General features: G+C 53.4%; 25 protein-coding genes and 1 tRNA gene. 11 read left to right on the top strand and 15 right to left on the bottom strand.

Features of this window, described 5'->3' with window-relative positions; all coding sequences use genetic code 11:
- Window positions 1-90: 90 nt before the first annotated feature.
- From F3G95_RS02425 to F3G95_RS02415, 3 genes are read left to right on the top strand one after another with little or no spacing between them, the layout of a single operon-like run.
- Window positions 91-3,285 (top strand): YodL domain-containing protein, encoded by a 3,195-nt coding sequence (locus F3G95_RS02425; protein ID WP_149793668.1) that lies wholly within the window; start codon window positions 91-93, stop codon window positions 3,283-3,285.
- Window positions 3,286-3,306: 21 nt separating this feature from the next.
- Entirely contained in the window at window positions 3,307-4,233 is a 927-nt protein-coding gene (locus F3G95_RS02420; RefSeq protein ID WP_149793710.1) for a hypothetical protein, read from the top strand.
- A 2-nt stretch (window positions 4,234-4,235) separates the two neighbouring features.
- The gene (locus F3G95_RS02415) at window positions 4,236-4,436 is read left to right on the top strand and encodes a transposon-transfer assisting family protein (RefSeq protein WP_149793667.1); all 201 of its coding nucleotides are present in this window, start codon (window positions 4,236-4,238) and stop codon (window positions 4,434-4,436) included.
- 108 nt (window positions 4,437-4,544) lie between these two features.
- On the opposite strand, the gene F3G95_RS02410 is transcribed toward F3G95_RS02415, so the two are convergent.
- The 6 genes from F3G95_RS02410 to F3G95_RS02385 form a co-directional block, all read right to left on the bottom strand.
- Complete coding sequence (locus tag F3G95_RS02410) at window positions 4,545-5,474, bottom strand: hypothetical protein (protein ID WP_097793620.1); 930 nt, start codon at window positions 5,472-5,474, stop codon at window positions 4,545-4,547.
- A 22-nt stretch (window positions 5,475-5,496) separates the two neighbouring features.
- Window positions 5,497-6,384 (bottom strand): Bro-N domain-containing protein, encoded by an 888-nt coding sequence (locus tag F3G95_RS02405; protein ID WP_097793621.1) that lies wholly within the window; start codon window positions 6,382-6,384, stop codon window positions 5,497-5,499.
- 111 nt (window positions 6,385-6,495) lie between these two features.
- Window positions 6,496-7,824 (bottom strand): relaxase/mobilization nuclease domain-containing protein, encoded by a 1,329-nt coding sequence (locus tag F3G95_RS02400; RefSeq protein WP_149793666.1) that lies wholly within the window; start codon window positions 7,822-7,824, stop codon window positions 6,496-6,498.
- Window positions 7,785-8,114 (bottom strand): plasmid mobilization relaxosome protein MobC, encoded by a 330-nt coding sequence (gene mobC / locus F3G95_RS02395; protein WP_015536573.1) that lies wholly within the window; start codon window positions 8,112-8,114, stop codon window positions 7,785-7,787. Before mobC ends, F3G95_RS02400 begins: the two co-directional genes overlap by 40 nt.
- Before the next feature lie 190 nt (window positions 8,115-8,304).
- Window positions 8,305-8,673: a helix-turn-helix transcriptional regulator gene (locus F3G95_RS02390; RefSeq protein WP_005927725.1), complete on the bottom strand. Its 369-nt coding sequence runs from the start codon at window positions 8,671-8,673 to the stop codon at window positions 8,305-8,307.
- 309 nt (window positions 8,674-8,982) lie between these two features.
- On the bottom strand, window positions 8,983-9,522 hold the full coding sequence (locus tag F3G95_RS02385; RefSeq protein ID WP_097793623.1) for a PadR family transcriptional regulator: 540 nt from the start codon (window positions 9,520-9,522) through the stop codon (window positions 8,983-8,985).
- Window positions 9,523-9,734: 212 nt separating this feature from the next.
- On the opposite strand from F3G95_RS02385, the gene F3G95_RS02380 reads away from it, so the two are divergent.
- From F3G95_RS02380 to F3G95_RS02350, 6 genes are all read left to right on the top strand, one after another.
- Window positions 9,735-11,111 carry an MATE family efflux transporter gene (locus tag F3G95_RS02380; protein WP_097793624.1) on the top strand — a complete coding sequence of 459 codons (1,377 nt, stop codon included), beginning with the start codon at window positions 9,735-9,737 and terminating at the stop codon, window positions 11,109-11,111.
- Between the two features lie 71 nt (window positions 11,112-11,182).
- Window positions 11,183-11,368 carry a cysteine-rich KTR domain-containing protein gene (locus F3G95_RS02375; protein ID WP_097793625.1) on the top strand — a complete coding sequence of 62 codons (186 nt, stop codon included), beginning with the start codon at window positions 11,183-11,185 and terminating at the stop codon, window positions 11,366-11,368.
- A gap of 522 nt (window positions 11,369-11,890) precedes the next feature.
- Window positions 11,891-12,322 (top strand): sigma-70 family RNA polymerase sigma factor, encoded by a 432-nt coding sequence (locus F3G95_RS02370; RefSeq protein ID WP_118623520.1) that lies wholly within the window; start codon window positions 11,891-11,893, stop codon window positions 12,320-12,322.
- Window positions 12,323-12,328: 6 nt separating this feature from the next.
- Entirely contained in the window at window positions 12,329-12,574 is a 246-nt protein-coding gene (locus F3G95_RS02365) for a helix-turn-helix domain-containing protein (RefSeq protein ID WP_149793665.1), read from the top strand.
- A 355-nt stretch (window positions 12,575-12,929) separates the two neighbouring features.
- A complete protein-coding gene (locus F3G95_RS02355; protein ID WP_005927535.1) occupies window positions 12,930-13,109 on the top strand; it encodes a hypothetical protein in 180 nt (59 codons plus the stop codon).
- A gap of 98 nt (window positions 13,110-13,207) precedes the next feature.
- Window positions 13,208-14,917 carry a recombinase family protein gene (locus F3G95_RS02350; RefSeq protein ID WP_149793664.1) on the top strand — a complete coding sequence of 570 codons (1,710 nt, stop codon included), beginning with the start codon at window positions 13,208-13,210 and terminating at the stop codon, window positions 14,915-14,917.
- A gap of 57 nt (window positions 14,918-14,974) precedes the next feature.
- On the opposite strand, the gene F3G95_RS02345 is transcribed toward F3G95_RS02350, so the two are convergent.
- The 4 genes from F3G95_RS02345 to F3G95_RS02330 form a co-directional block, all read right to left on the bottom strand.
- Window positions 14,975-15,061, bottom strand: a tRNA-Leu gene (locus F3G95_RS02345).
- 225 nt (window positions 15,062-15,286) lie between these two features.
- Window positions 15,287-16,606, bottom strand: coding sequence for an SLC13 family permease (locus tag F3G95_RS02340; protein ID WP_149793663.1), 1,320 nt, complete (start codon window positions 16,604-16,606; stop codon window positions 15,287-15,289).
- Entirely contained in the window at window positions 16,603-17,337 is a 735-nt protein-coding gene (locus F3G95_RS02335) for a response regulator transcription factor (protein ID WP_149793662.1), read from the bottom strand. The genes F3G95_RS02340 and F3G95_RS02335 overlap by 4 nt, the downstream gene beginning before the upstream one ends.
- Window positions 17,327-18,403 carry an ATP-binding protein gene (locus F3G95_RS02330; RefSeq protein WP_149793661.1) on the bottom strand — a complete coding sequence of 359 codons (1,077 nt, stop codon included), beginning with the start codon at window positions 18,401-18,403 and terminating at the stop codon, window positions 17,327-17,329. The genes F3G95_RS02335 and F3G95_RS02330 overlap by 11 nt, the downstream gene beginning before the upstream one ends.
- 172 nt (window positions 18,404-18,575) lie before the next feature.
- Here F3G95_RS02330 and F3G95_RS02325 point away from each other — a divergent pair, with 172 nt between their 5' ends.
- A complete protein-coding gene (locus tag F3G95_RS02325) occupies window positions 18,576-19,598 on the top strand; it encodes an aminotransferase class I/II-fold pyridoxal phosphate-dependent enzyme (RefSeq protein WP_149793660.1) in 1,023 nt (340 codons plus the stop codon).
- Between the two features lie 102 nt (window positions 19,599-19,700).
- Window positions 19,701-20,219 (top strand): PTS glucose transporter subunit IIA, encoded by a 519-nt coding sequence (locus F3G95_RS02320; RefSeq protein ID WP_149793659.1) that lies wholly within the window; start codon window positions 19,701-19,703, stop codon window positions 20,217-20,219.
- 47 nt (window positions 20,220-20,266) lie between these two features.
- Here F3G95_RS02320 and F3G95_RS02315 read toward each other — a convergent pair whose 3' ends face one another.
- The 5 genes from F3G95_RS02315 to F3G95_RS02295 form a co-directional block, all read right to left on the bottom strand.
- Window positions 20,267-20,908, bottom strand: coding sequence for a hypothetical protein (locus F3G95_RS02315; RefSeq protein ID WP_149793658.1), 642 nt, complete (start codon window positions 20,906-20,908; stop codon window positions 20,267-20,269).
- Between the two features lie 94 nt (window positions 20,909-21,002).
- Window positions 21,003-21,938: a GTP-binding protein gene (locus F3G95_RS02310; protein ID WP_149793657.1), complete on the bottom strand. Its 936-nt coding sequence runs from the start codon at window positions 21,936-21,938 to the stop codon at window positions 21,003-21,005.
- A gap of 127 nt (window positions 21,939-22,065) precedes the next feature.
- Window positions 22,066-22,638: a carbonic anhydrase gene (locus tag F3G95_RS02305; protein ID WP_149793656.1), complete on the bottom strand. Its 573-nt coding sequence runs from the start codon at window positions 22,636-22,638 to the stop codon at window positions 22,066-22,068.
- A 92-nt stretch (window positions 22,639-22,730) separates the two neighbouring features.
- A complete protein-coding gene (locus F3G95_RS02300; protein ID WP_149793655.1) occupies window positions 22,731-24,068 on the bottom strand; it encodes a citrate:proton symporter in 1,338 nt (445 codons plus the stop codon).
- 321 nt (window positions 24,069-24,389) lie between these two features.
- Entirely contained in the window at window positions 24,390-24,977 is a 588-nt protein-coding gene (locus tag F3G95_RS02295; protein ID WP_149793654.1) for a hypothetical protein, read from the bottom strand.
- Window positions 24,978-25,018: the final 41 nt, after the last annotated feature.

Below are 25,018 nucleotides of genomic sequence, written 5' to 3'. Positions count from 1 at the left end.
CGGTTATGGTAAGGTGAAGCATTCATTTTGCCATAACCGGCTCTCTCTATCCGTAGGATAGGGACAGTTCTTTGAAAGGAGCGTGCGATAATGAGCGAACTATTTTCCATCCAGCTGCAAAATCGGCAGCAGCAAGGCAGGGATGGCGTCTGGCTGGACCTGCCTACCACAACCGAACAGGTACAAGCGGCCCTGCGGCAAATCGGCATTTCGTCCGATAATCCGCAGGGCCTTTTCATTTCCGGCTATTTTGCCGAGGAAGAAAAGCGTTTTGCCATCCCCTACAACATGGTGCTGGCATCCAATGTGGACGAACTGAACTTTCTGGCATCACGACTGGAAACACTCTCTACCGGGGAACGCGCAGAACTGAACGCCGCCTTGCAAGCCCCGCAGAGTGAGCTTTTCAGCATCGGGAGAATCACCGACTTTCCCGAAAACGTGGACTACTATGTGCATCTGCCGGATGTGCACGGGCCTGCCCAGCTAGGAGATTACTACCTGAATCGCTCCGGCATGGTGGATATGCCGGAAGAATGGAAAGGCGGCATCGACACGGCACAGTTTGGCCGGTATGTGGCTCAGCAGGAACAGGGTGCGTTCACCCAGTACGGCTACCTTGTCAAAAGCGGGGACGAGTGGCAGAAAGTCCACGAGGGCCAGCCCGTGCCGGAGGAATACCGGGTGCTGTCCTTTCCCACGCCGGAAGTTCTGCGGGATGCGGCCAACATCCCGCCGCCTGTTCAGCCTGAAACGGAACCGCAGAAAGTTATCCCCATCATCCTGAACGGCAAAGACAGCGCGGAACGGATGAAAGAAATTACGGACCGGCTGGAAACAGGGATTCAAGAGCTGTTCGACAGCGACCGCTACAAAGCCTACCTCACCACGATGGCGAAATTCCACAATTACAGCTTCAACAACACCTTGCTGATCGCCATACAAGGCGGGCAGCTGGTGGCGGGCTTCAACAAGTGGAAAGACACATTCCACCGCACCGTAAAGAAAGGCGAAAAAGGCATCAAAATCCTTGCTCCTGCGCCGTACAAGGTCAAGCAGAAGATGGAAAAGCTGGACGAACAGGGCAAGCCGATTCTGGACAAGGACGGCAAGCCGCTGACGGAAGAAAAAACGGTGCAGATTCCGGCCTTTAAGGTGGTTTCCGTGTTCGATGTCAGCCAGACCGAGGGCGAACCGCTGCCATCTATCGCAGTGAATGAACTGTCCGGCAGCGTGCAGGACTATCAAGATTTTTTCAAAGCGTTGGAGCAAGCTTCCCCGGTGCCCATCGGGTTTGAGGACATCGAGGGCGGGGCGCACGGGTACTTTCATCTGCTCGACAACCGCATTGCCATCCAAGAGGGCATGAGCCAGTTACAGACCATCAAGACGGCTATCCATGAAATTGCCCACGCCAAACTTCACGCCATCGACCCCACCGACCCGGAACAGACCAACCGCCCGGACAGCCGCACCCGCGAGGTGCAGGCCGAAAGCGTAGCTTATGCAGTCTGCCAGCACTACGGGCTGGACACATCCGAGTATTCCTTTGGTTATGTGGCCGGGTGGAGTTCGGGCCGGGAACTGGCCGAGTTGAAAGCCTCTCTGGAAATTATCCGCAATACGGCCCATGAACTGATCTCCGCACTGGACGAACATCTGGCAGAGCTGCGCCAGCAGCGGGAAACAGAACTTTCCACTGCACAGGAGGCTGCATTTGCGCTGGACAACGGCAATACGCTGTTCATCCAGACCTGCGATTCCGGCTATGACTACACCCTGTATGGCCCGGATAATAAGGCTCTGGACGGCGGGCAGTTGGACGCACCCGGTCTGACCCTGCCGGATGCCGGGCAGGAAGCGCTTAATCTGTTGGGGCAGACAGCCGCAGTGTCGGAAGTCCTGTTGGGCGACAAGCTGGCGGCGTTCCAAGAGGCGGCGGAAAAGGCCAACGAAATTCCCGCACCCGTTAAAATTCCAGACCCCGCCGCAGAACCTACGGTCACAATTCTTTGGAGCGAAAGTGACAAGCTGCAGGACGGCGAAATCATGCCGCTGTCCGTGGCAAACCGCGTCTTTGAAGAACTGGACACCGCCCAGCACACGGACCGGGAAAAGGACGGCTACACGGGCGGCTGGTACGACAAGACCGCATTCCGTATTGATTTTACCATGAACGGCCAACCCGACAACTACGAGGGACGGCAGGATTTTGGTGACGGAGAGGGTTCTTTGGTTCAGCATATCCAGAACTACCACGAATACTACGCCAAGGACGAGAACTGGAAAAACTTCGTGCTGCACAACAAAGGCCCGGAAGCGTGGGAACAAGACAAGGCAGAGCGGGAAATGGTGCTGACCGAGTTTATCCCGTACCTCAAACAACATTGCAATCTTTCGGCCATGGAGCAGGCAGCCACCGCCGCTTTGCGGGAGGGACAGAACATTTCGCCGGAACAGGCTGCCTATTACAACACTGTTGTGGCCTATGTGCAGGACTGCCGCCCGCTGCTCAACCAAGGCCAGTATAACTTGCCGGAACCGCCCAAGCTGGCCGACTTTGACCAGACCTTGCAGGACTATAAGGCACAGGTACAGGCCGAGATCGAGCAGGAAGCGGCTGCTGCCGGAATGACCGTAGAGGAATACGCGGCGGCAGGCTTTGAAGCACCGCAGCAGGACAGCTTTTCCATCTACCAGCTGCGCAATGAAGATTCCACCCGCGATTACCGTTTTGAGCCCTACGACCGCCTGCAGGCTGCCGGTTTGACCGTGGACAAGGCCAACTATACGGAAGTATACGCCGCGCCGCTGACTGCTGGCACCACGTTGGATGACATCTACCGCACATTCAATGTGGACTATCCGGCAAATTTCAAGGGACACTCGCTGTCTGTTTCGGATGTGGTGGTGCTGCACCAGAATGGGCAGGACACCGCCCACTACTGCGACAGCGTAGGTTTTCAACAGGTACCGGAGTTCTTGAGGGAAAATCCGCTGCGCACCGCAGAGCTTTCCACCGAACAGAACGAAAACATGATTGACGGTGTGCTGAACAATGCGCCCTCTTTAGGTGAGTTTGAAGCCAAAGCAAAGGCCGGAGAACAAATTTCTCTGACGGACCTTGCCGCCGCAGTCAAGGCCGAAGAAAAGGCACCGAAAGCCAAGAAGTCCCACACGGCCAAGCCGAAAAAGCCATCCATCCGGGCACAGCTGGATGCCGCAAAAAAGGAGCAGAGCAAGCAAACGCCGCCACGGGAAAAGGCAAAGGAATTGGAGGTGTAAACCGTGCAAAAGTTTGAAAATTTGGATGTGATTGCTGCGCTGGAAGCTATTATGCACCAGAACACCGCATACTATCAGAGCGATTTTGCCTATGACATCAAGATGCTGCGGGAGGCCGCCCGCAGCGACCAGCCGGAAGATAAGCTGCTGTTGTGGCTGTCCCGGCCTTCTGGAACATTCTGCTTCCGGGAACGGGACGTGCTGCTCAAAGACACGCAAGCCTACAACACATGGAAATTCTGCGGCGAACAGACCCATGACAGGATTCTTGCCTATGCGGTGGAGTTGACCGGTGCGGCCAACGGAACCGTGCAAGGCAATCTGTATGAACTGGACTACCAGCAGCATTTCCAGCCTATCCGGGATGCCGCTCTGCCCGTGGGCGCCAATCGCCTGATCTACGAAAGCGGGATGCGGGAGATTGGCCCGAAAGAGCATTTCGACAGCCGCCCGGATAAATATTTCGGGGAGTTCGTGCGGCATGAAATGCAGACCCGTGACCCGGAACTTCTGCAAACGGCCATCCGGCAGGAGCAGCGCAGTCGGGAATCTGCACAGCCCGGTGATTTCAAAGAACACCTTGCGGCATTGCACACCGGGCTGATCGAGGCCGAGGCCCAGCGCATTGCGGCAGACATGAAACGGCTGGCTGCTCCCAACAGCCCGGACAAGAATCATTTTATGGTGGAGGTATCGCCCTATTTTACCAAACTGGCATCCAGCCGGGACACGGACCAGCTGCTTGCCATGCTGCCGTACAAATCCATGCACCTTTCCAGCGTGAAAGACCGTTTCGGCATCTATGCGCTGGTTGACAAAAAGGAGAACCGGGACAGGGGCATCCGCAAGCCCCGTGCTTCCGTCCGCAAGCAGCTTTCCGAAACAAAACAGGCCGCCAGCCCGAAAAAGGCAGCGGCCCGCAGCAAACAACATGAAATGGAGGTCTGACCATGAATTTCAGCGTAGAAGAAGAAAATTTGATTTGTATGTACCACACTTCTGACCGCCACCGGACGATGGCGCGGATGCTGGCCGCCCTGCCGGATATGGATACGGAAATGCGGCGGCTGGCGAATGGCACCATTGCAAAATTGGAGCACATGACTGATGCCGACTTTGACGGACAGAGGTTTGATTTTACGAATGAATAATACCGCTAGCTCGACAACCGCACATTATTTTTAATCAAAGTAATGTGTCGTTGTCAACACAGAAATAGCCGGACACGGTGGCCCTGTGGCTGCTGTGTCCGGCTGTTTTTATTTTCGAGGGTGTTCTTTAGCTAATTGTTTTTCTTCCTCTTTCCATTTTTTTGTCGTTTCTAAGAACCACATTCGCTGTCTGGGGTTTGCCAGTCTCCGCATAGTAGTGATTTCATCCATGATTCCCTGTCCCCATTTAACATCAATCAAACCTATACGGTGATAAGTTATTTCGCTTGTGCATCGTTCAATCTTGGCATGACCTTCATTCTCTGGTAACAACGTATATGGATATTGTAGTCGTGCAATCGTTTGAGAATCTTTTGTCTTTGGATTGCTTTCGTCCCAACATAACAAGATAAATTGTCCACTGTTAAATCGAAATACATACGATAGGAGTAGCCCCTCCATGGATTCGATTTCCAGTTCTTTTCTTGGAAAGATTTTTCCAGTTGAATAATTGATAAATTCAACCATACTATTTGATAGAAAGACAGGCTTTTCTGCCCATTGTAGTTTTAGATTTCCAAAGAAGTAATCTGGAACAGGTGATGTGTTTACAGCCAGCCCTGCCAAAATAGATACATTTGAAAGCGGTGTAGCAAGAGTTTCATTTAATAAAAACTCCCGGACATCTTTTGTGAAAAACGATGTGTCTCCATGATGCGAACGCAAATCATTAAAGGCATATTTTAATAGTACCTTTTGAAGCAAAACATAGTTGTATTGAAAATCCAATATTGCATCTTCACTATAATCTACAACAAAATACTGTTCAATAAACTCCCGTGCATAATTGTCAATATATGAAAGTTTTTGATTGTTACACACGGAACATACATCTTTCACAACAGGGTCTGATGCATACGCTTTTCCTCTCGCATTATCTATGGTTGCAAAACATTCTGGAAATAAATCCAGTACGCTACTAGAAATAATATGCTCTTTAGTATAATCTGATCGTTCTCCACAGTATGCACAACTCATATATCCCCCTGATTTGGTAATTTCACTTCTTACTATCCTTTTCCTCTGGCAGTTCGGCGGCATCTGCTACAATGTCAGTTACAAGCTGCTGGAAGTCAACCGCATTCTTTTCCGTGATAACGGGTTTGCCGGTTTCCGCTTCAAGAGCCTGCCGCGCAATGCCGGCCACCTTGCCGCCGCGTTTGGCAACCTGCTTGTTTTCTTCAAAGGTCTGCGGCTTTGCAGTCTTGGAAATATCCGTAGTGGAGGCTTCGGCCAGCATGGTCAGAACAAGCTCTAAATCGGTCATATTGTCACGGAGATTTTCTTTTGTCAGACCTTTCAGCCGCTTATACTGCCCTGTGGTCATACCAGACCATGCACGGGAGATTTCATCGGTCAGAATGGCGTACTCCCTGCCTTTTTGCACTCCGCGCTTCTTCCATTCATCTGTCAGTTCGTTGCGGATGCGGATTGCCAAAAGCCGCTGGTGAATCCATTCTTCGGAGTAGCCTTTTTTCAAATAGGTATCAAGTGCGCGGTCGATGGCCTGTTCCGGGTCGATGGTTTCCTCGATGCGTTCCTTGCCTACCATTGCCAGCCATGCCTTGAACGGCTCAGCTTTTGGAGACGGAATAGACTGGATAATGCGTAGGAGCTGTTCAGTGTTAGCAACATCCGTCTTGTACCGTTTTCCATCAGAGGATAACATTTTCAGTTGTACGATTTTTTCGTACAACTCATTTGCTCCCTCAGTTTTCAGCTTACGTTTCAGGTCGCTCCAATATCGCCGTGGATTTGCTGTTCCAGTTAAAACAGAAATAACATCAATAATTGAAAAATACCATTCTTCCTTTTCTGCATCCCATGCAGTACGGATTTTCTGATCTTCAAAAAGCTGGATAGAGCTATTGTCTTTCACTTCTGCCATAGAGGGTTCCTCGCTTTCGTTGTCTGGTTCTATTTTACATGATTTCGGGTGGAAACGCCACCCAGTCTAAGCGTTTGTAGTTCAAAAATCCAACCAATATTTTGTGCAAATTTACCGTTCCTGCATCTGCTCCTTTCCCGGTGTTGTCCGCAGGATGCCATCCACATTCTGCTTGATGATACCATACTCCTGCATCTGGCGTTTGGCTTCGACGTACTGCCGCTGCAACTGGTCTTTCTGCTCGGCCAGCTGCTTATACTCGGCTTTCAGGGCGTAGAGATCGGGCAGCTTTTGGAGGCCCTGATTTTTCAGTGCCTTGGCCGCCGCTTCGTAGAGAATCAGAGCACCTTCGTGCTTGCGCCGGAACTGCTTTTTATCAGCGGCCCGCTGATATTCCTGCACCAGTGGGCGCAGTTCCTTACAGGTGGTGACATCCTTTATCAGTACGGCCATTTCTGCAAGCCGGCGTTCGGCTGCTTTCAGCGCAGCGGCAGCCTCGGTGTTGGCGGCGGTGATCTTGGCCACCCGGCTTTCCAAATCCGGGTAACTATCAATTTTATGCTCCGTCAGGAAGTTCAGCGTCCGGGCAGCCTGTTTCAGATTGTGGAGTTTTGCCCACTTCTCATACCTTGCGGACTGCTGGGCCTTGATGCTGTTCTCCAAATCAATCCGCAGCGAAATTTTGCGGTTTTCTTTGGGCTTCCGCTCCGCAAACCGCCCTTTGATGCGCTCGGTGATAGCTTCCTCGGCGTAGGTTTCACCCAGCGTTTTGCAGCGGGTGAACCGTTCCTGTCCGGGCGCGCGGAACGAAACATACTTGCCACGCTTGACCTCGTAGCCCTGCTCCTGCAGGAGCCGCAGAAAATCGTCAAAATCCTTGGCCTGCGGGATGGCTGCATCTATGGCGATTTTCAGCTTCGCCTTCCAGCTCGTGCCCTTGCGGTGTGCATCCCACTCGGCATAGCTTTTGCCCCGGTCTTGACCGGGCATCACCACAGACAGACCATGTTCCTTGCACAGCCGGTCGCTTGTGCGCCGGATGTAGGCATAACTCTGTCGGTTGGAAACATACTTTCGTTGGTTCACCATGTCCACGGCACAAAAGATGACGTGGTTATGGATGTGCCCCTTGTCAATATGCGTGGTCAGCACATACGGGTATTTGCCTTGCAGGACTTCATCTGCAAGCTGCCGGCCAATCTCGTGGGCCTGCTCCGGCGTGGTTTCGCCCGGCGCAAAAGACTGTATCAGGTGGTGGGCCAGATTGTTGCCTTTCTGCATGGCTTGTGATAGCAGCAGTTCAAATTCGATGTCGGCGGTTTCATAGGAGCAGGCAAAGGAGGACACCAGCATTTTTTCATCCGTCTTGGCTGGATTCTCGATGTAGTCCAGTGCCTTTTTCAGCGTTGACTTGATAGGATGTATCTTTGTAACTGCCATATCTGTGCCAGCGCTCCTTTGATGTCCGCAACATCTTGTGTGTACAGCGGCCCCATGCTGTTCAGCCGCCGTGCGATCTGATTGACGTTGACACCAATCTTCTGCAATTCGGCGGTCTGCGCCCGGATGTCGGTGGTGTCGATGTGGACAACATAACCATCTATCAGCATCTTCCGGGCGTATGCAGAAAAGTTCCGGGTATGCAGCAGAGCCATCTTCTGCCGGATAAGTTCCTGTTCCTCCGGCGTCACGGGAACCCGCAGGACAATTTTTCGGGTTCGGTTCGTCATAGTTTCACCTCGTTTCTTGGGGGTCTGGGGTACTCCCCAGCAAGCATTTTTGCCGGGAGTGGCTACACTCCCTATGCTTGCTACGTTACCTTTCCCCACTACTATGACACCACAACACCCCCGTTTTGCCCGCAAAATGCAAAAAAATAAGAGGACGCTTTTGCATCCTCTCAATGACCGTGCATGACAATCAGACACACACGGGCTCTTTTTCCTGTTCATGGATTCGTAAGGCACCGTCAATGGCACCTTCTACGATGGGTAAGTATTCTTCCGGGCAAAGCTGCAGCTTGTGGCTGACCCGCTGACGTTCCGCACTTTCTTCCCGCATGAGTTCCGGGTTGAAGTACCGCTCCACGGGCAGACCACATATTTTTATCAGCTGAATCACCACCGGCAGGCTGGGCAGCGTGCCTTCGTTTTCGATGTTCGCAAGATACCGGCTGTCACAATGTATCATGTCAGCCAGCGCACTGCGGGAAAGTTGTTTTGCCTTTCGAGCTGCCTTGACATCCGCTCCGAACGTTTCAAAGCCGGGACAGTCCTCAATTTTCGCCATTCTGCATCACCCATATACATTTTATAGTTCATGAGCGATTGGCGAAATGTTGCTATATCCGTTCTGTCTACATTTTATAATTCATATTTTGATACTACTATCATTCACTTGATTATACATAATCCTTTGCAGTAGTTGTCAAAGCGAACACAAGAATATAAACACGAACGCTTCCTTTCCTGCCAAGATCAAAATAACATACAGCATCCAGAAGTTCATTCCAACGATATGTAGAGAGTTAAAATGCCACTTGTTTGAGTAACAGTAAAGCTTAAATTCTAGGTAAACTGCTCTATTTTTTTTTCGTCTTTATTCTAAAGGATTTATTTGATTCTCTTTTAATAAAGCAATCCATGCTTGGATTGCTTCCACCAGTACATACTGCTGACGCAAAACAGCCATACCTGTTGCGGGAATACTGGGTTCATTTTCTTTTTTCTGTATATTATATTCCAGATAGGATTTTAAGGTACTAATATTTTCCTCAATTTCTGCTATACACGATTTTTGTTTTTCAGGTGGCAAGGAATCCAAATTCACAATAACTGCGTTGAAGTCTAGAAAAATGTTAATAGGTTTTTCAGAAATCTCAAACATGAGCCGTTCAAATTCTGCTTCTCCGGCATCCGTCAGGGAATAAATCACTTTTTCTGGCATCTTCCCTTCTTTTACGATTTCGCCTCGGATTAGCCCCTTTTCTTCTAACTGAATGGCTTTTTTATAAATGGATGGAGTGCTGATTTTTACCCATTTGGATATGTTTCTATATTCTACCAACTTTTGAATATCGTAGGCACTCATTGGCTCCTTTTTCAATATTCCCAATACAATTAAATCTATGGTTGCCATGTGGAATCACGTCCTTTCGCTATGTTTTCTGAATAAAAGAACACCGTCAAATTCACTATAAAATATAGTATTGTATTTTATACTTTTTGTCAAGATAAATTGCCTCACCTCTTGACATATACTATAAATTATAGTACTATTATTTATACTGTGCAGCACTATGGCCTACACTACTGTAAATTATACCTGAAGAGACGAAAGGAGTTTTAACAATGAATGAACGCAACAACAAACTTGAGCTTTTGGGCAGTGCGCCTATCCCCAAAGCTCTGATGGCTCTCGGCATACCGATTATGATTGGGATGTTGATCAATGCACTCTATAATCTGGTGGATGCCTATTTTGTGGCTGGTTTGGGAAAAAGTCAAATGGGTGCTATTTCTATCGTATTTCCGTTGGGACAAGTTGTGGTTGGTTTAGGTCTTATGTTCGGTAACGGAGCCGCATCCTATCTGTCAAGACTATTAGGACGCGGAGATAAAGATACCGCCGATAAAGTGGCAAGCACCGCACTGTATAGCAGTATTCTGATTGGTGCTATTATCATTCTACTTTCTACGATTTTCCTTAAACCAATTTTGGTGATGGTGGGAGCGACGGAAACAATTATGCCGTATGCCTCGACATACGCAAGAATTTATGTGCTGTCCTGTATTTTCAATGTGTTTAATGTAACAATGAACAATATTGTAAGTAGCGAGGGTGCAGCAAAAACGACCATGTGTGCCTTGCTATTGGGAGCCGTATTGAACATCGGATTAGACCCTCTTTTCATTTATATTTTGGACATGGGAGTAGAAGGTGCAGCAATCGCCACAGCAATTTCGCAAATGGTATCCACGCTTGTTTATCTCACCTATGTTCTTCGCAAAAAAAGCGTATTTACGTTCAGCATAAAAGAGTTTTCTCCTACGAGGCAAATGATGGCGGAAATTTTAAAAATTGGAGTTCCCACTTTGGTGTTCCAACTGCTGACAAGTCTTTCGATTGCGCTAATTAACCGCGCGTCCAGCAATTATGGCGATTCGGTCATTGCAGGTATGGGGGCGGTTACGCGAATTACTTCTATGGGAACTCTTGTTGTTTTTGGATTTCTGAAAGGGTTCCAGCCTATTGCTGGATTCAGCTATGGGGCAAAGAAGTTTGATCGCTTGCGCGAAGCAATCAAAACCTCAATCATTTGGTCTACAAGTTTCTGCTTAGTCGTAGGTTTGGTGATGGCTGTTTTTTCTATGCAGATTATCTCTCAATTTACTAAGGGAGATACTCAAATGATTTTAGTGGGTCAAAAATCACTGTTTGCAAATGGGATCACATTCATTCTTTTTGGTTTCTACACGGTTTACTCCTCTTTGTTCCTTGCCTTGGGTAAAGGTGCGGCAGGTTTCTTTTTGGGAGCATGTAGACAAGGTGTCTGCTTTGTTCCTGTCATTTTGCTGCTGCCTATGGTATGGGGAATGAACGGAATCCTATATGCCCAACCCATCGCAGATGTGATTTCCGTAGTAATCACTGTATTTATGGCGTTACACCTTCATCGGGAATTGTCTATGGCTGAAAAACAGGTTATGTCCAATTCGGAAATGTAAAGAGGCGAAGAAAAAACGTCAGCTTGCTATACGGTAGTAAAAGAAGAAAACTAAGCACAGAGGAAGATAAGATGAAGATAGAATGGATTTTATGTCCCTTTTGTGGAAGCAAAACGCGGTTGAAAATTCGCAATGATACAATACTGGATAATTTTCCGTTATATTGTCCTAAATGCAAACATGAAACCCTGATTGCGGTAAGAAAACTAAATTTATCTATCATCCAAGAGCCAGACGCACAGACGCAGAGCCGGTAATGCACAAGGTGAATTCACTTGTGATTATCGGTTCTTTTTTTCAGTATATGATGAGAACCTGCCCCGACTAAGGGGAAATAAAAAAGCCGTTGGTTTGAGCAGGTAATTTTATGCGCTCATTTTGAACCAGCGGCTTTTGAGAAAATCAAGGCCGCCGGTTCTTTTTGCTTATCAAAGCGTTCCATCGTCCGTATGGCGGCCACTAGGAGGATGCCGCTATGCGCCTGATATTCTATCGAACGCCTAGCTTTGAACTGTCAAAAAAAGCCTTGCTCCCGCACAGGGTCAGCAGGGCTTTTACTATGTACTATACGATGTAGCTGCTGCGCGTTTCGTGCTGTCATTATGCCCAGTTGGCCGTTTTCGGTCTGCTGGGCTTTTCTATTGCCGCCTGAAAAGCTGCCTGTTTCAAAAATATTTTTGGAAATTTTCAAAAAAGCGGGCAGAATCGGGTGTTTCAGGTGTCATATTAGCGGAAAGGGAAAAATCCACCCGACATCCCCACGGAAAGGGGGTGAGAAGATGGAAGCTATCCCTCGCAACGATGGCGAACAGTACCGATTCGATGCGTTCTGCAAAGCGGTGCTGCGAAATGAGGCCCGGAACTATCACCGAAATAAGAAACGTCTGCTTGACCGTGAAAAGTCATTCAGCGTTCTTTCGTTGGAAGAACTGGGGCAGCTCACGAGTGTAGACCATTATCCAAGTGAAGAATTTGTATTTTCATCCTACGGCTGTGATCTGCACATCGACAATGAACTTGTTGCCAATGCGTTTGCCACTCTGCCAAAGCAGGAACAAAGCATTTTGATTCTGTTTTGCGTTCTGGAACTGGGCGATGGCGAGATTGGCGACCTCATGGGAATGTCCCGGAGTGCTGTACAGCGCCACCGGACAAAAACGCTGAACGAGCTGCAAAAAAAGCTAAAGGCGCACTTGCCGGAGGGAGGTTAGGCGTAAATGAACTCCTATGAACACACGAGCAGAGAGTTTTTACCGCTCTCGGTGATTCGCTCTGCCTGCGCTGGGGACACCGATGCAGTTGAACAGGTTTTGCGACATTACAGAGGTTATATCAACAAGCTCTGTACAGGCATTCTCTATGACAAGCACGGTCAGCCTCATGTGTGCATAGACGAGTACATGAAACGCCATCTGGAAATCAAACTGATTTCTTCTATTATAACCAAAACCGAAACGGTCTGACCCTTTCCACGTTTCGGGACTGCACCTTGAAAAATATGCCCGCAGGACAATGGCGGTGCATCATAGGGCAAACGGATACGTTGCTGTCTGTATCGAGCCGGACGGCGGGTGCGCCACGATGCTTTTCTCTGAAAAGTGGAGCGATTTCCACCACGCCGCAATGCAAGCGCGGCTGCTTGCGGGCCATGACATATAGGCAGGCTGATACTCCCTTACCGTCAAAGTCCGAGCGTTCAGAGCGTCGCAGGCAATGAGTAGGGCTGCATGAGGAATGCAGGGGTGAGATTCCCGTGGGCTGCTGCCAGCAGCCATCCGTTGGCTCATTTTTTGATTTTTAAGAAAGGGGATTTTTACGATGCAAGCGAAAAAGACAAACCCTGAAAAAACAAAAAATCCAGAGATGCTTACTCTGGATTCGACTTATCGTATTGGCAATCGCTCCTTTATCGTTGAGCCGGTGTTCAAAGAAGAAAGCTCCCAGACCTTAGGAGAAGTTCTTCTCCGGCTGATGAAATCCGAAAGCGAAAAATTATAATGACCTTTCGGGAGGCAGCGGACAGAGAAAGCGGATCGTGTTATAATATAGGTATACAAGTGAATTTGCTATTCGACTGTCCCAAGAAAGGAGCGAGTATGAAACAGTCGAGTAACAAGAAATCCCGTGAAGTAACCGCTTTTCTCTATGAGCGTCTTTCCCGTGATGATAATTTGGAAGGCGAGAGTTACAGCATCGGCAACCAAAAGAAACTGCTCACCAAGGTTGCAAAGGAAAAAGGCTATACCAATCTGGTTCACTTTCTGGATGATGGCATTTCCGGCGTGACCATGAACCGTCCCGGTTTCGTTGAAATGATGCAGCAGCTTGAACAAGGGAAAGCCTCCGCTGTGTTCGTCAAAGACCTTTCCCGTCTGGGCCGAAACTATATCGAGGTCGGGCGGCTGACAGAAGAATTTTTCCCAGACCATGACATCCGACTTGTTGCCGTTTCGGACAACATCGACACGGCCGAGGGCGAAAACGAACTGGCACCCATCCGAAACCTGTTCAATGAGTGGTATGCCCGCGACATCAGCAAGAAACGCCGTATCAGTAATAAAATCAAAGGCAACTCCGGCGAACCGATGGGACTTCCTCCCTATGGGTATATCAAGGACCCGAACAATCCCAAGCATTGGGTCATTGACGAAGAAGCTGCACAAGTTGTCCGGCGCATTTTTGATATGACGTTGGAGGGCTTTGGCACGGAACAGATTGCCACCCAGTTTGAAAAGGAAGGCATCCTGACGCCGCAGGCCTACTGGATTCAGAAAGGCATCGGCCGTCCCGGAAGGAGCAAGATTCGTCCAGCCACCAAGTGGAATGGCTCCACGATTACCCATCTTCTGTACCAGCAGGAGTATTGTGGTGATGTTCTGAACTTCAAAACCTACTCCAAGTCCTACAAGAACAAGAAGCGGATTCATAACGACCCGGAAAATTGGGTGGTGTTCCAAGATGTTCACGAACCCATTATTGAACGTGCCGTGTTTGAGCAGGTACAGCAGAAGCGTGGAAAGATGCGCAAACGCCGTACCAGCAACGGAGAACACAATATGTTCTCCGGCCTACTTGTCTGCGCAGACTGCGGCTGCAATCTGCACTTTCACTTCAATCAGGGCAACCCGGAAATCAAGTATTTCAACTGCTCCAACTACAAGGGCAACCGTGGTACCTGCCAATCCACCCATTACATCCGTGTAGACTTTCTGGAAGAAGTGGTGCTGGGCGAAATTCGGCGGCTGACCAAGTTTGCCAGCCTCTATGAGGACGACTTTTTGAAGGCTGTTATCGGGCACTCCCAGCAGGCGGACGAAGCCGACCGCAAGCTGAAAGAGAAAGAGTTGAAAGCACTCCTTGCCCGTGATGAAGAACTGGACGGCCTCTTTGAGCGCATCTATGAGGACAATGTTTCCGGCAAAATCTCTGACGAACGCTTTTCCAGAATGTCCCGGAGATATGAGGACGAGCAAAAGGAGCTGACCGAGAAAATCAAACAGCTCCGCTCCGAAATCGAAAAGCAGAGCAGCCGCACCATGACAACGGATATGTTTATCAGTCTGGTTCGCAAGTACACCAGAGCAAAAAAGCTGACACCCCGGATGCTGAATGAACTGGTGGAAAAAATCGAAGTGTTCAATGCAGAAAAGGTCAACGGTGTATGGGAGCAGCGGCTCCGCATTCACTACAACTGCGTGGGCACCATCGAGATTCCAAGCGCACTTCCTTTACCGACACCCGATGTATCGGTGAATACAAGAAAAGGCGTAGTTGTGAACTACGCCCCCTGTGATGTCGCTATTTAGCAAATAAAAAAATGACGAATGTTCTTTGACAGCTAAATGCTGTAAGAACATTCGTCATGGTGCGGATAAGAGGACTTGAACCTCCACCGAGTTGCCCCGATTAGAACCTGAATCTAACGCGTCTGCCAATTCCGCCATATCCGCATATTCTGTTTTGTTCGCTGCCGTTCGGCTCGGAACGATAGTTATTATACCACGGAAAACGGGAAAGTCAAGCTTTTTTTCAAAAAAGTTTTTGCATTCTTTTCCGCATATTTTATCTTGCGTCCCTGCGCACAAAAACACAGACATCTGCCCCGGTGATGCCTGCTTCCGGGGCAGATGTCTGCCAGACCACGCTTTTTCTTTTGCAGTTTTTCCTGAATTTTCTCAGATGCCCCAGAACAGCCAGAGGCTCCCTGCCCCCACGAGAACTGCCGCCAGTGTGAAGGGTACGCCGATGCGCAGGAAGTCCCGGGTGCGGACAGTCTCGCCGTTCTTGCGGAGAATGCCGATGGCCGCGATGTTGGCCGACGCGCCGATGGGGGTCAGGTTGCCGCCCAGCGTCGCGCCGGTAAGCAGGCCGAAGTAGAACAGCTCCGGCTCAATGCCCGCGCCGCCGTTCATGAGGGCGGCGACGCCCTGCACCACCGGCAGCATAGCCGCCACATAGGGGATGTTGTCGATGAAGGCCGACAGCCCTACCGACGCGGCCACCAGCAGCAGATAAAGATGCAGCGGCTCGTCTCCGGCTGCGGAGTGGAACAGCTGCGCCGCCGCATCGATGACGCCCGCCCTGCTCACTCCTTCCAGCAGAATAAAGAGGCTGAAGAGCAGCAGCAGGGTGTCATAGTCCAGCGCCCGGAACGTCTCGGCCAGCGGCTTCAGGGAGCGGCTGCGCCAGCAGGCGCGGGCGGCACCGAAGAGGCACAGTCCCATGCAGACGAGCCCGCTGCGCAAGGTGTAGAGCAGATGCAGCACGCCGCCAGAGGGCTCGGGCAGGAAGGACGCCGCGATGAGCAGCCCCACCGTCAGCAGAAGAAGCGCCGTGGGGACATCGTCCTCCACCTCCGTTTCCACCGTGACATGGACGGGCTGGCGCTGGTCCCGGAACAGCCAGAACAGCACCCCCAGCGAGGCCAGCGCTCCCAGCTCCACGCTCCAAAAGATGCCGGGCCGGCCCTCCATCCAGAAGAAATCGAAGAAATTCATCCCCGCAAAGCCGCCCAGCAGGATGCTCGTGGTGTCTCCCACCAGCGTTGCCGCGCCCTGCAGATTGGATGATACCGCAATGGCGATGAGCACCGGCACCGGCGATAGCTTCAGCCGCCGGGCGATGGCAAGCCCTACCGGAGCCACCATAAGCACGGTGGCCACATTGTCCACAAAGGCACTGATGAACCCCGCCAGCAGCGCCAGCACCGACACGGCCCACCGGACATCCGGCACATGGGCAATGAGCTCTTCGGCCAGCCGAGCGGGCATCTTGCTCTGGATAAAAAGAAAGACCGTACCCATCATTCCCGCCATCATCAGCAGGACATTGAAGTCTACGGCCCGGGCGGCGTCCGCCAGCGTGAAATCATACACGCCCAGCTTCCCCAGCAGCAGGAACGCCCCGGCGCCGCCCAGCGCGACCCAGGGGCGGTACTGCTGCACCGCCAGCATCAAAATATAAAACAGGACAAACAGGCTCAGCGCCAGTGTCATTTCGTCTCCTCCGCAGGTTCCAGAGGCTTTGCGTCTTCTTCTATCATCCGATAGCCCACGCCAAGCTCGTTGAGGATATAAGTATTGCTGCCCGGGCGGCTGCCCAGCTTTTTGCGGATATTGGCCATATTCACCTGCAGCTTCTTGGTGCTGCTGGCGTCCGTGTCGCCCCAGATGGCCCGGACGATGGCCGCATAGGTCATCACGCGCCCGGCGTGCTCGGACAGGAAAGCCACGATGTTGTACTCCGTCTGGGTCAGGCGCACCTCCTGCCCGTCCACGAACACCTTGCGGCGCTCGTAGTTGATGGTGAGGCCCTGTGCGCTGAACACCCCGCCGGGCAGACTGCCGCCGCCATAGCGGTTCACCCGCAGCGCAGCCCGCACCCGGGCCAGCAGCTCACCGGTACCGAAGGGCTTGGTGATATAGTCGTTGGCACCGAGGTCGAGGGCCTCGATCTTATCCTGCTCGGTGGTGCGGGCCGACAGGACGATGATGGGGGTCAGATACTTCTGCCGGATGGAGCGGATGGCGTCCAGACCGTCCCGGTCGGGCAGACCGAGGTCCAGGATGACGAGGTCCGGGTTATAGGAGATGAACATGGTCATGCCCATCACGCAGGTCTGGGCCACCAGCGCCTGATAGCCGTTGGTCTCCAGCAGGGTCTGGATGAAGCTGCAGATGTTCGCCTCATCCTCGATGATAAGTACCTTGAATTTATTATTGCTCATCCTCTGTTTCCTCCGTATCCACTTCTTCGGTCTCCAGCCAGAACCGGATGGTCGTACCCTCGCCGGGCGTGCTCTCGGCCTTTATCTCGCCGCCGTGGGCTTTGATGATGGCCGCGCACACCGACAGCCCGATGCCCATGCCGTGCTTGCCGCCCGACGAGGTATCCTGCGTCAAGGTCGTGCCGGTGAAGAGGGTCTTGAGCCGCTCTTTCGGGATGCCGCAGCCGTTGTCAATGACTTCAAACACCGCCCGCTGCCCCAGCGTGAACACCCGCAGCGTCAGGCAGGTCATCCCCTTGGCGTGGAGCACCGCGTTTTCTAAAAGGTTCGTCAGCACCTGCTGGATGAGCATGGAGTCCATCGGGATGACGATGAAGTCATCCGGAAGCTTTACTTCCACCGGTACGCCGGGGTGGAGCTTCTGGAACCGCACCAGCACCGTATCCACCAGCTCTTCCAGCACGGTGGGCGTCTTCTGGATGGCGACGCCGTCGGCGTCGATGCGGGTGACGGAGAGCAGATTTTCCACCATCCGGTTGAGCCACTGGGCGTCGGCACAGGCCTCGGAAAGGAGCTTTATCTTCTGCTCCCGGCCCAGCGAGTCGTAGTTGTCGATGACCGTAGAGCAGGACCCGTAGATGGACGTCAGCGGGGTGCGCAGGTCGTGGGAGACAGCCCGCAGGAGGTTGGCCCGCATTTTCTCTGTCTCGCTCTCCATCCGCAGCTGCTCCTGCTTTTTGATGCGGGTGGTCAGGGTGCTCGTCATAAAGGAGACCACCAGCATCACCACGCCGGAGAAGATGTTCTCCGGGATGGTGAAGTTGAAGGCAAAGTAGGGCGTGCGGAACGCGAAGTTGACCGCCAGCACGCTGATGACAGAACCGGCCACGCCCCACCAGTAGCCGTCGGTGTACATGGAAACAAAAAACACCGCCAGCAGGAACACCATCGAGGCCACACCGTCGATGCGGCCGCTGATGAACTGGATGAGCGTCACACAGGCGAACGCCCCGATGAGCGCCGCCAAAAGTACCCAGACGTCCTTTTTCCGGAGCATCTGCTTCATTTGCTGTCCCTCCCGATCTATATTCGGTTACACTGTAAAAGTATACCACAAATAAATTAAAGATACAGCAAAGGGTGGGTATTTTTCCATGGTTTCAAAGGGTTGACAAACGTGCATTCCTGGCTCACAATAGAATCATCTTCTTTATCGTAATAAAGGAAAGGGAAAGAATATGCTGTATTTTGAGAACGACTACTGCGAGGGTGCGCATCCCGCCATCCTGCAGAAGCTGACGGAAACGAACTTCGAGAAGGTGTCCGGCTACGGCACCGACCCCTACTGCGCCAGCGCAAAAGAGAAGATCCGCGCCGCCTGCGCCTGCCCCGCGGCAGACGTCTTCTTCATCTCCGGCGGCACCCAGGCCAACTCCATCGTCATCGCCTCCACGCTCCGCCGCTGGGAGGGCGTCATCGCCGCCGCCACCGGCCATGTGGCCGGTCATGAGGCGGGTGCCATCGAGTTCACCGGCCACAAGGTCATCGGCCTGCCCCAGAAGAACGGCAAGCTGGATGCCGCCACGGTGGAGGATTTCTGCAAGACCTTCTACGCCGACTCGAACCACGACCACATGGTCTTCCCCGGCATGGTGTATATCTCCCACCCCACCGAATACGGCACCCTGTACAGCAAGGCTGAGCTGGAGGCCCTGTCCGCCGTCTGCCACACCTACCATATGCCCCTCTTCGTGGACGGCGCACGTCTGGGTTATGCGCTGGTGAGCGAAGGCACCGATGTGACCCTGGCCGACCTCGCCAGGCTCACCGACGTCTTCTACATCGGCGGCACCAAGGTGGGCGCACTCTGCGGCGAGGCCGTGGTCTTCCCCCACGGCGCACCGGCCCACTTCATGACCATGGTCAAGCAGCAGGGCGCTCTGCTGGCCAAAGGCCGCCTCATGGGCATCCAGTTCGACGTCCTCTTCACCGACGACCTCTACACCCGCATCAGCCGCAACGCCATCGAGACGGCCAACGCCCTCAAGAAGGGCCTCGCCGCCAAGGGCTACCGCTTCTTTATGGACTCCCCCACCAACCAGCTCTTCGTCGTGCTGGAAAACACCCAGCTGGCCGCGCTGGAAGGCAAGGCAAAGTTCGGCTTCTGGGAGAAGTTCGACGACAGCCACACCGTCGTCCGCATCGCCACCAGCTGGGCTACTAAGATGGAAGAGATCGAGCAGCTCATCGCTCTGATGTAACTGCCAAAACTTTTCCCTCCATTTTATGCGAAACGACGGTTGCTTTTGGGGCGTCAGTATGCTATCTTTGAAAGAAACATGAGTGGAAGGAAGGTTTTCTCTATGGGCTTTTTTGACAGGCTCTTCGGCGGCAGGGCAAAGACTGCGGAAGAGACGCGGTTCCCCGGTGAAAAGATGGTCGTCAAAGCCCCCATGGACGGCATCGTTCTCCCGCTGGAACAGCTCCCGGACGAGACGTTCGCCGCAGCCATCCTCGGCCCGGGCTGCGGCATCGAGCCCACCGGCAGCACGGTCTACGCTCCCTTCGACGGGAAGGTCACTTCCATCGTCTCCACCCTCCACGCTGTGGGGCTGGAAAGCACCGAGGGCATCGAGCTGCTCATCCACATCGGGATAGACACCATCGCCCTGCGAGGCAGCGGCTTCACCCCGCTGGTCAGGGAAGGACAGGCTGTCAAAGCCGGAACGCCCCTGCTGAACGTGGACCTCGACGCCATCCGCGCCGCCGGGCTCTCCACCGAGAGCGCCGTCATCGTGACCAACGCCGACGACCTGCCAAAGCTCCATATCATCGCGGGCGGCATCGTCTCCACCGGCACGCCGCTGTTCAAATTCGAGTAAGATACAAAAAAGACATCTGCCGTCGGCAGATGTCTTTTTTGTTATGCTCATGCTTTTTCGGGCTTATACTGCAGGACCCGCTCGGAGACGAGGCCGTTGAAGAACTGGATGAAGGGTCCGAGGCAGAACGCGCAGATGAGGGTGCCCAGACCCACAAGACCGCCCAGGAGCCAGCAGAGCAGGGCGCAGAAGGCGTCGGTGAAGACGCGGCAGCCGAAGTACTGGAAGTGCGTGTAGTCCCGCAGACCCAGCGAGAGGTAATCGTAGGGCGCGATGCCGAGGTCAGCTGTCTGGTAGAGAGACGCGCCCAGCGCCGTCACAAGGACGGCCAGCACCACCCACACCAGCTGTTCCGGCAGGGACGCTGCCGGGCCAAAGGCCGCGGCAATGGGCTCGTAGAAGAAGGTTATGATGAACCCCATGCCGATGCCGTTGACGAAGGTGCCAAGGCCGATGTACTTGCGCCCGAACCAGAATTCCAGCGCAAAGAAGAGGATGTTGGTGGCGACGTTCTGCACGCCCAGCGAGATGCCCAGCAGCTCGGCAAGGCGCATATTCAGCGCGCTGATGGAGTCGTTGCCGAGATGGGATTGCTTGAAGAGGGCGATGCCCAGACCAATAATGACAATGCCCACCACCATGCCCACGATGCGGCGGGTGGTCGGCTTTTGGGTGGTCGAAGTGCTCATGAAACGGCCTCCTGATCTATTTTTCTCTATTATAACGCGGCAGGAGGGTCAGCGCAATCAATATTGCACAATGATCTGTTTCATTGTGGAAAACTCATCGTCTCAGGTCTTCTTCCAACCGGGCCTTGTCCAGCCCCTCGCCGATGACGATGAGCACCTGCTGTCCCTGCGGGATGGGGGCCGCTGTCAGACCGTCGGCGGCAGCATTCAGCTCGTACCACCGGCCATCATCCTCCACGAAGCCTTTCACACGGAGGACATTTCCGCAGGCGGGGTCGGTGAAGAGGGACGGGATGTTCTTTTCCAGCTGAGCACGGGGCAGACCCAGCTCGAGGAAGTAAGCCGAGGTGAAAGCATCGTGCGCGTCGAAGTGGAGCTTTTCGCAGCTGGCCTGCCGATAGCCGCACTTTGCGATGCGGGCCATGTCGTCGGCCGTCAGATCGGCCCAGTCCTTCGCAATGATCTCCTCCGGGCCGAACTTCCGGGAGCACTTGCAGGCTTCCAGCGCACGGGCCAGATGGGCTTCTGCCCCCTGCTTCTGCGCCTCAGAGGCCAACTGACAGCGGCTCAGGAGGACGCTGCCCGCCCATGCACTCTCGGAAGCGAGGATATATTCTGCCTGCGGGGAAAGTTCTTCCGGCAGAAGGGCATCCACGATGGCGATGACATTGCCCAGCTGATACCAGCGGTCCAGCGGCTCGTCCCGCAGCACGTCAAAGAACTCGTCCACGTCAAAGATGCCGCTGGGCTCCACGATGACCCTCTCCAAGCCCCGCATGGCCATGGAGATGAGCTTTGTCCGCATCCGGCGCTGGTGGGTGTCGCAGTCGCAGCCGCCGCTGATGGTCTCCAGCTCCACGCCCCGGGCCTCGAGGTCCTGCAGGAGCATGGCGTCCACGTTCACCGCGCCGAAGTCGTTTTCCAGCACACAGACTTTGACGCCCTGCCCGGCCCACCATGCCGCGTATCTGCGCAGAAAGGTGGTCTTCCCTGCCCCGAGAAATCCTGTGATAAGGTCTACCTGTACCATATTCCGTCCCTCCGTCGGTTTCTTTTTCCGCTGTCAGTATAAGCGAACGAGGCCGGATTGTCAAACGCAAGAAACGGCCCTTTCCCGGTCTGGGAAAGGGCCGTTCCGCCGCAATGCTGGGAGTTCCTTACAGAAATTCGACGCTGCCGTCCTCGATGTGGTACATCGCACCGACGACCCGCAGGCCCGTTTCCTCCTTGATGTCATGGATGCACAGGCTCTTTTCGATCTCCTGCACACTGTGCCGGACATTGAGACAGCTGGCCTTGTAGGGGTCTGTTTCATCCCCGATGGCCTTCTTGATCTCGTCCGTGATGTAGCGGATATAGCCGGAGGGCTCGTGGTGGATGGCGGCATCCACCGCACCGCAGTGGGTGTGGCCCAGCACCACCACCAGCCGACAGCCCAGATGGCCGGCAGCGTACTCGATGCTGCCCAGCTGGTGGTCATCGATGATGTTGCCCGCCAGCCGGATGACGAACAGCTCACCGATGCCCGCCGAGAAGATGTTCTCCGGGATGACCCGGGAGTCCGAACAGGTGACGATGATGGCGTAGGGCGACTGGCCCTTCGCCCAGGTGGACATCCGGATACGGCGGGAAATATCGCCGCTCCCGTTTTCCGCGTTCAGGTATTTCAGATTGCCCGCCGCCAGCTTGTAGATGGCATCGGCCGCGGTGCAGACTGGGGTCTCACGCATTGCAGCAGCCTCCTTGGGAAAAAGTGGTAAAAAGTATCCTGCAAAAATGCCCGGCCGTCCAACGAAGGGCAGCCGGGCGGGAACTCAGTTTATCAGAAGTGGATGACGCCGAGGATCAGACCAGCGACGAGGCAGACGATGGAAACGCCCCACTGCCAGCCGAAGCAGTACTTGATGTGGTCCTTGATCTCGACACCGGCCAGACCGATGCCCAGATAGGTAGCGGGAGCCACCGGGCTGATGAAGGTAGCGCAGTTGCGGCAGACGACCATTGCGATGGCGATGTGAGCCGGGTTGACGCCGAACTGGTTGCCAACGCTGACCAGAACGGGCAGCAGGCCGTAGAAGTAGGAGTCGGTATCGAACAGCAGAGCCAGAGGCACGCTCAGGATGCCGATGATGATGGGCAGGAAACGGCCCAGAGATGCCGGGATGAAGCTTGCCATGACGACTGCCATCTTCTCCATGATGCCGCTCTTGCTCAGGACACCGAGGAAGACACCGGCACACAGAATGGTGGATGCCATGCTCAGACCAGCGGAAGCGTGGCTCTTGATGATGGAGTTGTGCAGCTTCTTGCCGCGGTAGTTGACCAGAATGCCCAGAGCGCAGCCGACCATGAAGACGTAGTAAGAGGGGAAGATGTCCAGAACCAGCACGATGATGACGGCCAGAGTCAGGATGACGTTGAAGATGAAGTTCTGGGGACGAGCCAGAGCCTCATCCTTCTTGCCGTCGTCGGAGTCGTCGTACTTGCCGGCGTCCTCAGCAACGATGGCATCGCCGAGCTTTGCGATGCGCTTCTTCTCCTGCAGGCCCCAGAAGATGGCGGTGCCGACAGCCAGCACCAGGCCGACGATCTGCATGGGCATGAGCTGGAACCACAGGTCGTTGGGCTCCATCTCGATGACGTTTGCGGCGCGCATGGTGGGGCCGCCCCAGGGCATCAGGTTCATGACGCCCATTGCGGTGACGCAGATGAGCAGCAGGGTCTCACGGCGCATGTGCAGGCGCTTGTAGACGGGCAGCATGGCGGGGATGGTGATGAGGAAGGTGGAAGCGCCGCCGCCGTCCAGATGGCCGATGATGGCGATGAGGCAGGTCATCAGAGCAACGCCGACGACGTTGTTGCCGACCTTCTTCATCAGCGCGCCGATGATCTTGTCGAACATGCCTGCATCGGTCATGACGCCGAAGAACAGGACGGAGAAGATGAACAGGACAGCCGTACCGTGGACGCCCTTGACGCCCTCCTTGATAAAGCCAGCCATTTCATCCAGGGTGAAAGCACCGGTAGCCACCAGAATGGCTGCGGTGATGGTCGAGACGCTGACGAATGCCAGTGCAGGGACCGTGACATTGCGCAGCAGCAGGACGATGACCGCAATCACCGTTGCAAAGCCGAGCAGAGCGAGGATCGTATCACTCATGGGTTTGTACTTCCTTTCCTTTTTTCATGTGCCGGGGATGCATTCCGTTTTATTCTCCGGAATCATTCCCCTTCGTTATGGTTCCAGTATACAGGCTCAAACTTACAGCCCAAAGCCCTTCTCGTTACGGTTTGTTAAGAAATCCCTTAATATCCTGTAAGATTCCGTATGGAAGGTTGGATACAATAAAACCGAAGCTGCGCAAAAAAAGAAACAAAAAAAACAACAGGCCCCGGGGTGTTTCCACTCCGGAGCCTGTTGTCATCTTTATTTATGGGGAATCTATCGCCTTGCGGCAGTCCTCACATGGGGAAGCGGGAATTAGGCGTTAGTCTTTGCGACCACATCGTTGACGATGACGACCAGCATGTACTTGCCGTCACTGGTCTTGGCAATGCCCAGCTTGCCGGTCTCAGCAACTTCATGCTTCATGTCGTTAACGACAGCGGCCTGAGCCTCGAACAGAGCGCCATTCACAATGCCAGCCTGCAGGTTTGCGTTCTTCGTGGCATTCTCGGTCTTGACCAGAGCAACACGGATCTGCTTGCCAACATTTGCCTTCTCGGCATCAGAGCCGCTGTTGAGCACGCCCAGAGCCTTCTGGACTGCACCAGTGGCATCGGTGTTGCCGTCGATGCGCTCCTGACTGATGACCTTGCCGGTGACCTTCTCAACAGCATTGTCCAGAGTGATCTTGTTGGCGGAGTCAGCAGCGATGATAGTCTCGATAGCCTTCAGGGTGTTCTCAGCAGTCTTATCCACGTCCTTGCTCTGCTCGACCTTGACGCCCATCTTGGTCAGAGAGTCAGCGATGTCCTTGCTCTTGACGCTATCGCCGCAGCCAGTCAGAACGGACAGTGCCAGAACGCCGGCGAGGGCGACGGCCAGAAACTTCTTTGCCATTTTCATGATTTTTGCCTCCATAATTATGAATGATCTTACAGGCAGGC

The organism is Faecalibacterium sp. Marseille-P9312, assembly GCF_902497445.1.
Classification (GTDB): Bacteria; Bacillota; Clostridia; order Oscillospirales; family Ruminococcaceae; genus Faecalibacterium; species Faecalibacterium longum.
This window is presented reverse-complemented; position numbering and strand designations above follow the sequence as displayed.